Origin of the sequence: Aquibium sp. ELW1220, from assembly GCF_030398385.1 — a bacterium.
Taxonomy (GTDB): domain Bacteria; phylum Pseudomonadota; class Alphaproteobacteria; order Rhizobiales; family Rhizobiaceae; genus Aquibium.
The window spans coordinates 65639-79080 of the sequence record NZ_JAOAOQ010000004.1 but is presented as its reverse complement, the minus strand read 5'-3'; the positions used below and the strand labels follow the sequence as shown (position 1 = coordinate 79080).

The following is a 13442-nucleotide window of genomic DNA, read 5'->3' as shown; positions in this document are numbered from 1 at the left end:
GACAGGTCGGCCCCGGTGCGCAAGCGCGGGGAGGACCGCCGGCTTCGCGTCGCATCTTCCTGTCATGCAATGACGCGGCCGAACCGCGCAGTCCTTACGAAGGCAATTATAAGCAGAGTAATCGACCCCCATAATACAATTCTTGCTAGCAAAATTCTTTACGTGCTATTCATGGTTGTGCGTTGGGCGAATGCAACCGACGGGAGCTGTCCGACCACAAGCAACCATGGAGGAGCAGTCAGATGGCCAGTTATCCGGAATTCGACTCCAGGCAGATTCAGGCGGCACTCGACGCCGCGCGCGAAATGCATGACGTCGCCAGCCTGCAGAGGGCCGGCCCCGAGACGGCGGTGCCCGACGACGGGCATATCCAGATCGCGGGCGGGTGTATCTCCGTCACGGTCAGCGGCGGGAAGGTCTGCCTCAACCTGCCGCTCGGCATCGGCAGCGTGTGCCTGCCGGTCCCGGCCTTCGTCCCCAACGGGACTGTCGCCCAGGCCTGCATCCACATCTGCACGACCTTCGGCATCCCCACCGGCGTCACTCTGACCGTCAGCGTCGCCGGCAACATGATCGTCCAGAAGTCGTTCGGAAAGTGCTGATCCGTCGGCCGCGCCGGTCAGGCGCGGCAGACGTCCGGCGCCATCAGAAGAGCCCGGTCCTGGCCGGCCGGGCTCGAGCATGCGGAAGCAGTGGCAAGTCGCTGCAACGGCCCCGCGTCACCGTACCCCGGTCGTCGACGCTCCGGCCAGAGTGAAACGGAAGCCTGGCCGGGCAGAACGCGAGACCACCCCCGAAACGAGGCGGGACGTCGGCGCCGGCCGGACGCTATCCTACCGCCCCGGCCGCCCGGTCTTGCCCGGCCGCCGCTTTTGCCGCTTCTCGTCGCCTGGATCCTCGTACGACCCCGCGCCGACCTTGCCACGCACCACCGGCCGCGGATCGTCTGCGGCACGCGTGCCACTCTCATCCTGAGGTGCTGCGGCTGCAGGCCGGAGCCTGGAAGGATCCGGCTTCACCCCCTCCACCGGCTTTTCCGTCCGCCGGACGGTCATCTCGTCCAGCGAGTTCTTGCGGAACAGCGAGCGGTCGACGGCGCCGGCCGGCGTCGCGTGGTCGCCGGAGGTGCCCATCTCGTCGAGATGCGGCTTGGCGAACAGCCCGGCGGGCTTGTCCTTGCCCACCTGGCCCGCCTTGCCGGCGGGGCCCACCGGCTTGCCCTGCGCCTTGGCCTTGCGGCTCGCCTTGGTGTTGTCGACGCCGGTGTCGCGCGCCATCGGGTCGTCCATGACGGCCAGTTCGGTCTCGCGCAGGCGCTTGATCTCGTCGCGCAGGCGGGCCGCGGTCTCGAAGTCGAGGTCGGCGGCGGCATTGCGCATCGCCTTCTCCAGATGCTCGAGATGCGCCTTGAGATTGTTGCCGACGAGATTGTCCTTGCCGCCTTCGGTGAAGCCGGAGATGTCGGCGCGGACGTGGTCCTTCTCGTAGACCGAATCGAGAATGTCGGCGATGCGGCTCTTCACGCTTTCCGGGGTGATGCCGTGCTCGGTGTTCCAGGCGAGCTGCTTCTCGCGGCGCCGCGAGGTCTCGGCCATCGCCCGCTCCATCGAGCCGGTGATCTGGTCGGCATAGAGGATGACCTTGCCGTCGACATTGCGCGCGGCGCGGCCGATGGTCTGGATCAGCGACGTTTCCGAGCGCAGGAAGCCCTCCTTGTCGGCGTCGAGGATAGCCACGAAGCCGCATTCCGGGATGTCGAGGCCCTCGCGCAGCAGGTTGATGCCGACCAGCACGTCGAACGCTCCGAGCCTGAGATCGCGGAGAATCTCGATGCGCTCCAGCGTGTCGATGTCGGAATGCATGTAGCGCACGCGCACGCCCTGCTCGTGCAGGTATTCCGTCAGGTCTTCGGCCATGCGCTTGGTCAGCACGGTGCACAGCGTGCGATAGCCCTTGCGCGTCGTCTCGCGAATCTCGCCCAGCACGTCGTCGACCTGGCTCTTGGCCGGCCGCACCTCCACCGGCGGGTCGATCAGGCCGGTCGGACGGATGACCTGCTCGGCGAAGACGCCGCCGGCAGCCTCCATCTCCCAGTTGCCGGGCGTGGCCGACACCGCGACGGTCAGCGGGCGCATGGCGTCCCACTCCTCGAAGCGCAGCGGCCGGTTGTCCATGCAGGACGGCAGGCGGAAGCCGTATTCGGCCAGCGTCGCCTTGCGGCGGAAGTCGCCGCGATACATGCCGCCGATCTGCGGCACGGTGACGTGGCTCTCGTCGATGAAGACGAGGGCGTCGTCGGGGATGTATTCGAACAGGGTCGGCGGCGGCTCGCCCGGCGCGCGGCCGGTGAGATAGCGCGAATAGTTCTCGATGCCGGCGCAGGAGCCGGTCGCCTCCAGCATCTCGAGGTCGAAGCGCGTGCGCTGCTCCAGCCGCTGCGCCTCGAGCAGTCGTCCAGCCTTTTCAAGCTCCTGCAGCCGGTGCTGCAGCTCGGACTTGATCGACTTGATGGCCTGATTCAAGGTCGGCCGCGGCGTCACGTAGTGCGAGTTGGCGTAGATCTTGACGCTCTTCAACTCGCCGGTCTTGGTCCCGGTCAAGGGATCGAACTCGGTGATCGTTTCGATCTCGTCGCCGAACAAGGTGATGCGCCAGGCGCGATCCTCCAGGTGGGCGGGAAAGATCTCGATCGTGTCGCCGCGAACCCGGAACGAGCCGCGCACGAAATTGATGTCCTGGCGCTTGTACTGCTGCGCGACGAGGTCGGCCAAAAGCTGGCGCTGGTCGAGGCGGTCGCCGACCTGCATCTGGAAGGTCATCGCCGTGTAAGTCTCGACCGAGCCGATACCGTAGATGCACGACACCGAGGCGACGATGATGACGTCGTCGCGCTCCAGCAGCGAGCGGGTCGCCGAGTGGCGCATGCGGTCGATCTGCTCGTTGATCGACGATTCCTTCTCGATGAAGGTGTCGGTGCGCGGCACGTAGGCCTCGGGCTGGTAGTAGTCGTAATAGGAGACGAAATACTCCACCGCGTTGTGCGGGAAGAACTGCTTGAACTCGCCGTAGAGCTGGGCCGCCAGCGTCTTGTTGGGGGCAAGGATCAGGGCAGGGCGCTGCGTTTCCTCGATCACCTTGGCCATGGTGAAGGTCTTGCCCGAGCCGGTGACGCCGAGCAGCACCTGGGTGCGTTCGTTCTCCTTCACGCCCGCCACGAGGTCGCGGATCGCCGTCGGCTGGTCGCCGGCCGGCTCGAAATCGGCCTTCATGACGATCTCGATGCCGCCTTCCGACTTGTCCGGCCGGGCCGGGCGGTGCGGCGTCCACATCTGGCCGTTCTTGTGCAGCGGGTTGCCGCTCTCGATCAGCGCCGACAGCGCCGCCACCGTGGCGGTGACGCTGCCGGTGGCGAGCGCCGCCGCGTCTTCCAGCGACACGTCCATGCCGGCGACGGGGTTCATGCCCGCGGCGGCGCGCTCCTTGGCGGTCGCCGCGCCGCCCATCGAGGTGCCGCGCGCCGATCGCGTCGGGGCGGAGGAGCGCTCGGGGATCTTCTTGCCCGGCTTGCGGGCGACCTCCGGTTCCGCCTTGCCTGCGGCTTCCTTTTCGGCGTCGATGGCGACCTGAACCCGGTGCTTGCCCGCCTTGGAACGGATCGAGCGCATCTCGGTGGCGCGCAACTCCTCCTCGGCGGCGCGCTCCATCTCGCGCGCCCAGTCGGAGACCGAGCCGGTGAGGGGCGTGCCCGACAGCTCGGGCTGCGGCGCCTCGCCGAAGCCGCGCGGCTCCAGCGGCTCCGAAGCGTCCATGAAGTCGAGGATGGGGCTGCGACGCTTCGCTGCGGACGCATCGCGTTCCGCCTGCTGCGGGCGCTTCTTCTGGGGGGATCGGGCCATGGCCGGAATATGGAGGGAGTCAGTCGAAATGGAAAGGGCGCCGCGCGGCCGGGCATGATGCCTGCCGGCGCTCCTGACAGGAGGTTGTCAGCAGGGCGGCCGTCGTCAGAGATCCTTCGGCCGGACGAAGTCCGCCAGCCGCGCGCCGCCGCCGGCAAGATTGCGCCACTCCGCCTCGACCTCGAATCGCGCCAGGGCGCCCGTCGGGAACTTCTCGCGCAGCGCCGCCAGCGCTGCGGCATCGGATCGATCGGAGGCGAGAATGGCAGACAGGTCCTCCAGCCCCGGATTGTGGCCGATCACGATCAGCCGGCGGGCGCCTGGCGGGGCAGCGCGAATGGCGGCGAGGATCGCCGTCGGTGCGGCCTCGTAGATCGCGTCGTCATAACGGGTGGCGACGTTGCCCAGCGCCGGGCGCGCCATGTCCCAGGTCTGGCGGGTGCGCAGAGCGGGCGATACGATGGCATGATCCGGCCTCCAGCCGCGGGCGGCTGCCAGCGCGCCCATCCGCGGTGCGTCCCTGCGGCCGCGCCCCGACAGCGGGCGGTCGAAATCGGCGAGCGCAGGATCGTCCCGGCTCGACTTCGCATGCCGCAGCAGCAGCAGTTCCCTCATCCATTCCTCCCGATTCGTCCCGGTCGGGCGCCCGATTCGGTCGGTTGCAGGGTGGCCGATGCGGCCGGGATGCGAAAGGGGCGCGGTTCAGCCGTAGCGGAGCTTCAGCCCGACGATGGCGAGCACGAAGCCGAGCGTCACCGCATTGGCGCCGATTACCGGCCACGAGCCGATCATCAGGCCGTAAATCAGCCACAGGAACACGCCCGAGGCGAAGAAGGCATTTGTGGACAGCGAGATGCCGGCGGTCTGCCGCTCGCGCAGGATCTTCAGCATCTGCGGCAGCCAGCACAGCGAGGTGATGACGGCGGCGACGGCGCCGAGAAGTTCGACCGAAGGAGACACGGCTGGGTACTTTCACGAGGGGACCTGTTGCGCTGCAATACACCTTCTGCCGCCGGTACAGGAAGAAGGCGCGGCCGGCATTTCGTCGCGGCCGAACGGGGAGGGGTTGTTTTCGACGACCGCCGTCGCAGTGGCTCAGTCGATGACGCGCAGCCGGATCGCCTTGGCGACCGCCTGCGTGCGGTTGACGGCACCGAGCTTGTCGATGCAGGCGGCGATGTGGTGTTCCACCATGTGCTCGGACAGATCGAGAATTTCCGCGATTTCCGGCGCCGTCTTGCCGGCGCTGGTCCACATCAGGCACTGGCGTTCGCGCAGCGTCAGGCGGAAGTCGTGCGTGTAGCGTTCTTCGTTCTGGATCGACACGATCCGGTCGAACAGGCCGTTGGCAAAGAGGCTGAGAAGGGCCGTCTCCTCAAGCTCCGGCGCGGGGCGGTCGCCGCCAAGCATGACCAGTCCCCGATCGCCGTCGCGACCGGCGACGGGTAGCGTCAGGCCCATCGTCACGCCGGCCGAAGCCAGAACGGCGCGGGCGAGGTCGTCCCCGCGCGGAAGCGGGACATGCCTGTTCCAGACGAAAGGGCGGGCCGAGGCGCGGGCGGAGGCCATGGCGCGGCTGCCGCTCGCCAGCATCGCGCGCTCGTAGGCCTGGACGACATCGCGCGGAAAACTCGTTATCGCCAGCTGGCGCGTCGGTCTGCCCTCCGGCTCCGGCGCGAACCGCAGGGCCGCATGATGGGCGAATCCGTGTTCCCGAGCCAGGCTTCTCAGGAAATCATGAGCATCGCCGAGCGACCGGATCAGGTCCAGGTCGTCAAGTATCGAGGTGCTTGTCGGGAGAACGGCACGTGTTGCTGAAATCATCGCAAGCGCCCTCCAGGGGTGCTGCGCCGAGTGTCGGGCGCGTCTTCTTCGTTCATAGGTGGAAGAACGCGCTGATACACGAATGGGTCCAGGCGACGAACACGCGATGCTGCAATGCAACCATGCGAAAACATGGGTTCGTTCTGGCAGGCGGTATTCGAAGCATGGAGACGTCGATCCGCGGGTCAATACTGGTGTATTGTGACTTGCAATCTGCGCTGTTCGAAAGAAAGTTGCGTGCTCCTGCGTGCGACGCATGGCAGCCCCTCGCGAGAAGGGTAGCCCGGCCAGCGATCTCGTCTCGCTCGGCCCGTCTCGCGCGCTTGCGAAAGGTCGCGAAAGGTCAGGTGGCGGCGAGACCTATCCGTGAACGAGAGGCATGTTTCGCTGGACATTTCGCGCCGGACTCCCGCGTCGCACGGTTGCCCGCGGGGCAGGGAACCGGTCTACTCGGGGCCTTGTCGGGCGGGGAGGATGAGTCGTGGTCGAGGGGCGCGGTCGGTTTCGTCTGTCGCGGCGATTGCTGTTGGGCGGTGCGGTGGCGCTTGGCGGTCTTGCCTGGAGCGGCGTCACGCTGGCCCGCCTGGCGCGCTCGCCTGCGGCGCCGAAGAGCCTGGGCCGCGTGGCGGACGCCGACGGAATGGCGCTTGCTCTCGACGCTCCCGCGACGCTGCCGCCGCACGACCCGGATCTGCCCTGGCTCGCCAAAGGCGGCGACATGAACGATGCCAGCGCCCTGTCGCGCACGCCGGTCTACGGCGTGGTCGGTGTGACGGAAGAGGCGCATGTGGCCCGTGCGCTGGCCTTCGCGCGCGAGAACGGCCTCCAGGTCTCGATGTCCGCCGTCCGCCATTCCATGGGCGGCCAGGCCTTCGACGACCACGCGCTGGTGCTCGACATGACGGGCTTCGACCGTATCGCGGTCGACGAGGCGGCGCGGACGGTCACCGTGCAGCCGGGCGCGACCTGGCACCGCATCCAGAACGCGCTGCATCCGCGCCTCGCCGTCAAGGCGATGCAGTCGAGCGACATCTTCTCCGTGGGCGGCTCGATCTCCGTGAACGCCCATGGCATGGATCATCGCGCCGGCTCCGTCGCCGGGACGATCCGCTCGATGCGGGTGATGCTGGCGGACGGGACGGTCCTGACGGTGTCGCGGACCGAGAATGCCGATCTCTTCCGCCACGTCGTCGGCGGCTACGGCCTGTTCGGCGTGGTCCTGTCGGCGACGCTCGACGTCACCGACAACGCCGTCTACCGCACGTCGCGCGCGATCATCCGCTCGGAGGCGTTTCCCGCGACCTTCGCGCGCGAGATCGATCCGGAGGGCGGGCCGGCGCTGTTCTACGGCCATCTGTCGACGGCGCCCGGTAACTTCCTCGACGACATGATCGTCTACCGCTACGACGCGGTCGACGGGGTCCCTGCGGAGACGATCCCGCCGCTCGCCGAGCCGGGTTCGGTCGGCCTGAAGCGCCTGATCCTCAACCTCGCCAAGCATGGCGATCTGTTCCAGCGCTTCAAGTGGTTCGCCGAGTCGCGCCTCGAGCACGCGTTCGAGGCCTGCACCGTGCCGCGCACGGCGGCGATGGGCGAGGGCGAGGCCTGCCTCGTCTCGCGCAACGATCCGATGCACGACTCCGTGCCCTATCTGTTCAACGACCTGCAGGACGAGACGGATGTGCTGCACGAGTATTTCGTGCCCCGCGCCGCCTACGATGCCTTCATCGCGGGCGCGCGCGACGTGCTGGCCCGCCACGACCTGCCGGTGCTGAACGCCTCGGTGCGGGTGGTGCATCAGGAGGACATCGCGCTCAACTACGCGCCGGAGCCCGCCTTCTCCCTCGTGCTCTACATCAACCAGCGGGCCGACGCGGAGGGCACCCGCCGGATGCGGGCGCTGACGCGCGACATGATCGATCTGGCGCTGAAGCATGGCGGGCGCTTCTTCCTGCCCTACCAGCTGCATTTCACGACGGCCCAGCTGCGCGCGAGCTATCCCGAACTGCCCGTTTTCCTGCGCTCCAAGCTGGCCTACGATCCGGGAGAACTTTTCACCTCGACCTTCTACCGTGCGGTCAAGGCGATGGCCTTCGACGCGCCGCTGCCGGGGCCGGCCTGACGACGCTTCAACCTTCGGCGTGAGCTGGCTCGCGGAGGCTCGTACCCTCCGGGAGGCCGAGCAGCACGTCCGGAGCGCGCAGCTTCCAGGCCACGCCCGACGGCTCGAACGTGTAGTCGACGGTGCCGGAAAGGTTCTGCGCGGTCAGTCTCTCGATCACCACCTGTCCGAATCCCGAGCGGGTCGGCTCGGCGACCACCGGGCCGCCACGTTCGAACCACGACAGGTCGAGGCCGGTGGCGCCGACACGTTCCCAGCGCACGATCACCTTTCCGTCGGCCCCGCTCAAGGCGCCGTATTTGGTGGCGTTGGTCGCCAGTTCGTGCAGGGCGAGGCCGAGGCTCTGTACCGCATTCGTCTTGAGCTGAACCTCCTCGCCGCCGATCTCGACGCGTTCGGTCTGCGTGTCGACGAAGGGCGCGAGCTGGCGGCAGACCAGTTCGCGCAGGCTGCCATTGGTGCCGGCCGCGCCGAAGAGCAGGTCGTTCGAGCGGACGAGCGCGGCGATGCGCGCATCGAAGCTCTCCTGGAATTCCGCCAGCGAGGTGCTGCGGCGCAGGATCTGTCGCGCGATGGACTGCAGCACGGCCATGACGTTCTTGTTGCGGTGGGCCAGTTCGCCCATCAGGAGCTTGATCTCGTCGACCTGCCGGCGCGATTGCTCCTCGCTCGCCTCCAGCGCCTGCGTGCGGTCGCTGATGATGTTGGCGGCCTGGCGGATCGCGTCCACCACGAGGTTCGCCTCGGCGATCGGCTGGGGCGCGGCCTCGATGGCGCGGCCGGCGGCGAGGTCGCTGGCGGCCAGCCGAAGCTTGCTCATCGACAGGGAGATGCGCCTGGCGAGCACCGTGGCCAGCGCCGTGCTTGCCAGGCCGACCAGCAGCGCCAGCGCGCCGAGGCCCGTCATGCTGTTCCAGAATGGCGCGTCGAGCAGCGACCGGGACACGCGCACCGAGGTTCGCCAGCCCGTGGTCGGCGACCATCGGTACCCTTCCACCCATTCGGTCTCGCCGGAACCGACCTCCTGAATGATGCCCGAGCCATTGTCCGGCGCGTTCTCGATGGACTGGGGCGCGACGAGTGCGGTGCCGTCCAGCCGCTGCGCCAGGATGTTGCCCTTTCGGTCGGACACGCTGACGGTCCAGCCTTTGCCGAGCTGTTCCTTGGCGATGATCTCGCCGATGCGGCTCGGAGAGAAGGTGATCAGCAGGACCTGGTCGACCCTCTCCCCCGTGAAGACGGGGATCTCGACGTTGACCACGGGATCGCCGGAGACCCTGCCGGTGAAGACGTCGGAAACGTAGGGCCTGCCGGTCCGGAACACCGTCTCGATGCTGTCGCTGTCACTGACGCGGGGCAGGGGATTGCCGAAGGGCACGCGGGTGTTGAGGATCTGCTGGTGATCCCGGCCGACGAGGATGACGTGGACGTCGCGGTTGCGAAGCGCCGCCCTGGCGCGGGCGTGGAACCCTGCCAGATCGCCGGCACGGAGGAGTTCGGAGGTGGCGAGCGTGTCGAGCACCGTCAGCCAGCCGACGACGTCGCGATCGACCGAGGCGGAGATGTCCTGCGCCAGCCGCTGCAGCCTCGTCTCATTGGCCGAGAGCTCGGCCTGCGCGAACCAGCTGACGGCCAGGGCAGCGATGACGAAGAGCGGCAGCACCAGGATCGCCGCGAAGGCGATCAGGTGAAACCTCAGCGTCCTGGGCGCCGACGTGTGCCGGGCCAGATGGCGCGATAGCCGCAACGGTCGGTTCCTCTCAGCCGTCCGGCCACGCCGGACGTTTCCCCATCTCCGGGCCGCCGCTGGCGGGCCGGGCGACCTCTCGCATGACTTTATGCCGCCCTCCACCCATGGATGCAATGGAAGCGGCACGGACCCAGCGGAAACGGAGCAGGGTCTTCGCCCGCAGAGGCCGGTTTTCAGCGTGCCAGCAGCGCCAGCGCCCGAGCCGCGCCGCCCTGGACGCGGTCGATGGCCCAGCCTAGGCCGTCGCGCACGGCGACCACGCCGTCGGCGGTGCGGTAGACGAGATACTCCCCCGTGCGTCCGGCATAGGCGAAGCCATGCCCGAGCACGCCGCGCTCGTCGTCGCTTGGCTCTTCCGCCGGCGAGCCTGCCACGAGGAGGTCCGGCTCGCCCTGCCTGTCGCACTGCGCCTTGAGCAGGGGATAGGAACGATGCATCTCCGAGTCGAGCGCACTTGCCAGCGCCGCTTCGCATTCGCCGATCGTCGCGTAGTGACGGACCGGCGCGTCGACCGGCACGCACAGCTGCTCGTCGCAGTCGAATCCCATCATCGTCAGCGCGATCAAAGCAGGCTTCAGCATGGTCCCGTCCTCATATCCTCCGATAACAGGGACTAGAGCGCGATCGGGGCCGCAATTGGCTCGAATCCGGGAAGAACTGTGGCGGACCAAAGGAGGGGTCTCATCTGTTGCCCTGCTGCAACAGGTGCGCTTCGCAGCCGGCTCCAAGCGTTCCACCTGGGGCCGCTCGTGAACGCCGGAGAAAATGACGCCGCGTCGCGCGGCCTTGCGACGGCAGCCATTCCTGTCACAAAGAGGTGTTAGCGGGGGATTGGGCGACGAACGGAAAGGAACCGATTCGATGAAGATTGCAGTTCTCGGCGGCGACGGCTTCGTCGGCTGGCCGACCTCCCTGCACCTGTCCAGCCTCGGACACGAGATTCATATCCTCGACAATCTGTCGCGACGGTGGATCGACACCGAACTCGGCGTCCAGTCGCTGACGCCGATGGACTCGATCCAGGAGCGCACCCGCATCTGGCACCAGGAGACGGGGCGGCGCCTGCATTTCCACCTGATCGACATCGCGCGCGACTACGAAGTGCTGAAGCGCTGGCTGTCGGAAAACCGGCCGGACGCGATCATCCACTTCGCCGAGCAGCGCGCCGCGCCCTATTCGATGAAGAGCGACCGGCACAAGAACTACACGGTCAACAACAACGTCAACGCCACCCACAACCTGCTCAACGCCATGGTCGAGCTCGATCTCGACGCGCATCTCGTCCATCTCGGCACGATGGGCGTCTATGGCTATTCGACGGTCGGCGCGGCGATTCCGGAAGGTTATCTGCCGGTCGGCATCGAGACCATGAGCGGCGATACCGTCAGCCAGGAGATCCTCTACCCGGCCAATCCCGGCTCGATCTACCACATGACCAAGTGCCTCGATCAGCTTCTGTTCCAGTTCTACGCCAAGAACGACGGCGTGCGGATCACCGACCTGCACCAGGGCATCGTCTGGGGCACGCATACCGAGCAGACCCGGCTCCACCCGCAGCTCGTCAACCGCTTCGACTATGACGGCGACTACGGCACCGTGCTCAACCGCTTCCTGATCCAGGCGGCGATCGGCTATCCGCTGACCGTGCACGGGACGGGCGGGCAGACGCGGGCCTTCATCCACATCCAGGATTCGGTGCGCTGCATCGAGATCGCGCTGAAGAGCGCGCCGAAGCGCGGCGAGCGCGTCAAGATCTTCAACCAGATGACGGAGACCCACCGCGTGCGCGATCTGGCCGAGATGGTGGCGCGGATCGCCGGCGGCCGCGTCGCCTATCTGCCCAACCCGCGCAAGGAGGCGGCCGAGAACGACCTCGTCGTGAAGAACGAGCAGTTCCTGGCGCTCGGCCTCGACCCCATCACGCTGGAAGCCGGGCTGCTCTCGGAGGTGATCGACGTGGCGAAGAAGTTCGCCTATCGCGTCGACCGCGCGCGCATCCCTGCCGTTTCGGCCTGGACCAGGGACATCGCGCCGAAGATCGACCGCGATCCGGAGGGAAAGCGGCTGAAGAGCGTCGGGTGAGCCGCGACGACATGTCGGCGCGTCCACCCGCATGACCCGCCACGCCTACGCCACCCTCGTCACCAATGCCGACTACGCCCGGGGCGCGGCGGCGCTGGTGCGATCGCTGAAGCGGACCGGCACCAGGGCCGAGATCGTGGTGCTGCACACCGGCGGCGTCGCGCCCGCGGCGCTGGCACCGCTGGAGGCGCTCGGCGTGCGCCTGGTCGCGGCCGGGCTGCTTGCCACCTCCGATGCCTTCAACGAGCGGCATGCGCGCGAGAAGCTGCACGCCGACGCGCCTTTCACCAAGGGGCGCAAGCCCGCCTTCCACACGCCGCTCGACAATTTCGTCAAGCTCAGGCTGTGGGAACTGGAAGAGTACGAACGCGTCGTCTTTCTCGATGCCGACACCATCGTTCTGCGCAGCATCGACAGGCTGTTCTCCTATCCCGAGTTTTCCGCGGCGCCGAATGTCTGCGAGAGCCTGGCGGATTTTCATCGGCTGAACTCCGGCGTCTTCGTCGCGAAGCCGTCGCGGTCGACCTTCGCAGCCATGCTCGATCGCCTCGATTCGCCCGGCGCCTTCTGGCGCCGCACCGACCAGAGCTTCCTCGAAGCCTTCTTCCCCGACTGGCATGGCCTGCCGGTCTTCGACAACATGCTGCAATATGTCTGGTTCAATCTTCCGGAACTCTGGGACTGGACGTCCGTTCGGGTGATCCACTACCAGTACGAGAAGCCTTGGGAGAACGGACATCCGAAGGTCGAGAGGCTGCAGCCGCTGATCGACCTGTGGAAGGCATTCGACGCCGACCTGCCGGTCCCCGATCCCGGAACCCTTCCGGGGCCTGCCGGCATGAAGGAATGAGCACGTGAAAATCATCGTATCGGGCGGCACCGGCCATGTCGGTCGCTTTGTCGTCGACGACCTCCTGGCGAGCGGCCATGAGGTCATTGTCATGGCGCGCACCGAGCCGGCCGCCGGACGTCTGCCGCGCGGCGTCGGCGTGGCGATCGGATCGCTCGATCCGGACGTCGACCAGTCGCATTGCTTCGACGGCATCGACGGTTTCGTCCATGCCGCCCTCGACCATTTGCCCGGAAGATATCGCGGCGGGGAGGGGGACGATCCGAACGGATTCCGCCACAGGAACCTCGACGGTACGATCGCGCTGTTCGAGACGGCGAAGCGTGCGGGCGTCCGTCGCGTCGTCTTCCTGTCCAGCCGCGCCGCCTATGGCACGCAGGCGCCGGGAAGGGGGCTCGACGAAACCGTGGTCGCGCATCCAGACACCGTCTACGGTCAGGTCAAGCATGCAGCGGAGCGCGCGCTCGACATGCTGACCGACGACCGCTTCGTCGGTGTCAGCCTCCGCGTCACCGGCGTCTACGGGTCGGCCTCGCCCGGCCTGCCGCACAAATGGTCCGGCCTGATCGACGACTATCTGGCCGGGGTTCACGTCTCGCCGAGGGTTGCTACGGAGGTGCATGGGCGCGACGTGGCCGCCGCCGTGCGCATGATGCTCGAGACTGACGCGGCCGACCTCGCCGACCGCCTTTTCAACGTCTCCGACCTCGTGCTGGACCGGCGGGAACTCCTGGCGATCGTTCAGGACGCGACCGGCTGCACCCACCCCCTTCCGGAGCAGGCGGACGCCAGCGCCCTCAACGTCATGGCCGCGCACCGGCTCGAAAGCCTCGGCTGGCAGCCCGGAGGACGGGCCTTGCTGGAAGAGACGGTCGCCGCACTGCCCGAAGTTTGCCGCGCGCTCCGGCGCTGAAGCGT

At 67.5% G+C, this 13442-nt stretch carries 11 protein-coding genes; 5 read left to right on the top strand and 6 right to left on the bottom strand.

All coding sequences use genetic code 11. From position 1 onward, the window contains the following. Positions 1-242: 242 nt before the first annotated feature. The gene (locus tag N1F91_RS05010; protein WP_289990646.1) at positions 243-602 is read left to right on the top strand and encodes a hypothetical protein; all 360 of its coding nucleotides are present in this window, start codon (positions 243-245) and stop codon (positions 600-602) included. A 231-nt stretch (positions 603-833) separates the two neighbouring features. Here the strand turns inward: N1F91_RS05010 and uvrB are convergent, their stop codons facing one another. The 4 genes from uvrB to N1F91_RS04990 form a co-directional block, all read right to left on the bottom strand. Next, the gene (gene uvrB / locus N1F91_RS05005) at positions 834-3896 is read right to left on the bottom strand and encodes an excinuclease ABC subunit UvrB (protein ID WP_289990645.1); all 3063 of its coding nucleotides are present in this window, start codon (positions 3894-3896) and stop codon (positions 834-836) included. Between the two features lie 105 nt (positions 3897-4001). Then, complete coding sequence (locus N1F91_RS05000) at positions 4002-4511, bottom strand: histidine phosphatase family protein (RefSeq protein WP_289990644.1); 510 nt, start codon at positions 4509-4511, stop codon at positions 4002-4004. Between the two features lie 87 nt (positions 4512-4598). Further along, positions 4599-4856, bottom strand: a complete 258-nt coding sequence (locus N1F91_RS04995; protein WP_289990643.1) for a SemiSWEET transporter — start codon at positions 4854-4856, stop codon at positions 4599-4601. 135 nt (positions 4857-4991) lie between these two features. Further along, positions 4992-5720, bottom strand: a complete 729-nt coding sequence (locus N1F91_RS04990) for an autoinducer binding domain-containing protein (protein WP_289990642.1) — start codon at positions 5718-5720, stop codon at positions 4992-4994. A gap of 481 nt (positions 5721-6201) precedes the next feature. Between N1F91_RS04990 and N1F91_RS04985 the strand changes: the two genes are divergently transcribed. Continuing rightward, positions 6202-7842: an FAD-binding oxidoreductase gene (locus N1F91_RS04985; RefSeq protein WP_289990641.1), complete on the top strand. Its 1641-nt coding sequence runs from the start codon at positions 6202-6204 to the stop codon at positions 7840-7842. Positions 7843-7849: 7 nt separating this feature from the next. Here the strand turns inward: N1F91_RS04985 and N1F91_RS04980 are convergent, their stop codons facing one another. Then, positions 7850-9589: a sensor histidine kinase gene (locus tag N1F91_RS04980; protein WP_289990640.1), complete on the bottom strand. Its 1740-nt coding sequence runs from the start codon at positions 9587-9589 to the stop codon at positions 7850-7852. 176 nt (positions 9590-9765) lie between these two features. Beyond that, the gene (locus tag N1F91_RS04975; protein ID WP_289990639.1) at positions 9766-10173 is read right to left on the bottom strand and encodes a hypothetical protein; all 408 of its coding nucleotides are present in this window, start codon (positions 10171-10173) and stop codon (positions 9766-9768) included. A gap of 280 nt (positions 10174-10453) precedes the next feature. Between N1F91_RS04975 and N1F91_RS04970 the strand changes: the two genes are divergently transcribed. From N1F91_RS04970 to N1F91_RS04960, 3 genes are read left to right on the top strand one after another with little or no spacing between them, the layout of a single operon-like run. Continuing rightward, positions 10454-11674: an NAD-dependent epimerase/dehydratase family protein gene (locus N1F91_RS04970; RefSeq protein WP_289990638.1), complete on the top strand. Its 1221-nt coding sequence runs from the start codon at positions 10454-10456 to the stop codon at positions 11672-11674. A 31-nt stretch (positions 11675-11705) separates the two neighbouring features. Further along, positions 11706-12524, top strand: coding sequence for a glycosyltransferase (locus N1F91_RS04965; protein ID WP_289990637.1), 819 nt, complete (start codon positions 11706-11708; stop codon positions 12522-12524). A gap of 4 nt (positions 12525-12528) precedes the next feature. After that, positions 12529-13437 (top strand): NAD(P)-dependent oxidoreductase, encoded by a 909-nt coding sequence (locus tag N1F91_RS04960; protein ID WP_289990636.1) that lies wholly within the window; start codon positions 12529-12531, stop codon positions 13435-13437. The last annotated feature ends 5 nt before the right edge of the window (positions 13438-13442 follow it).

Bases quoted from the DNA above. Each gene is read 5' to 3' on its own strand.
- N1F91_RS04975 (WP_289990639.1), bottom strand. From the start codon at position 10,173: ATGCTGAAGCCTGCTTTGATCGCGCTGACGATGATGGGATTCGACTGC.
- N1F91_RS04990 (WP_289990642.1), bottom strand. From the start codon at position 5,720: ATGATTTCAGCAACACGTGCCGTTCTCCCGACAAGCACCTCGATACTT.
- uvrB (WP_289990645.1), bottom strand. From the start codon at position 3,896: ATGGCCCGATCCCCCCAGAAGAAGCGCCCGCAGCAGGCGGAACGCGAT.
- N1F91_RS04970 (WP_289990638.1), top strand. From the start codon at position 10,454: ATGAAGATTGCAGTTCTCGGCGGCGACGGCTTCGTCGGCTGGCCGACC.
- N1F91_RS05010 (WP_289990646.1), top strand. From the start codon at position 243: ATGGCCAGTTATCCGGAATTCGACTCCAGGCAGATTCAGGCGGCACTC.
- N1F91_RS05000 (WP_289990644.1), bottom strand. From the start codon at position 4,511: ATGAGGGAACTGCTGCTGCTGCGGCATGCGAAGTCGAGCCGGGACGAT.
- N1F91_RS04965 (WP_289990637.1), top strand. From the start codon at position 11,706: ATGACCCGCCACGCCTACGCCACCCTCGTCACCAATGCCGACTACGCC.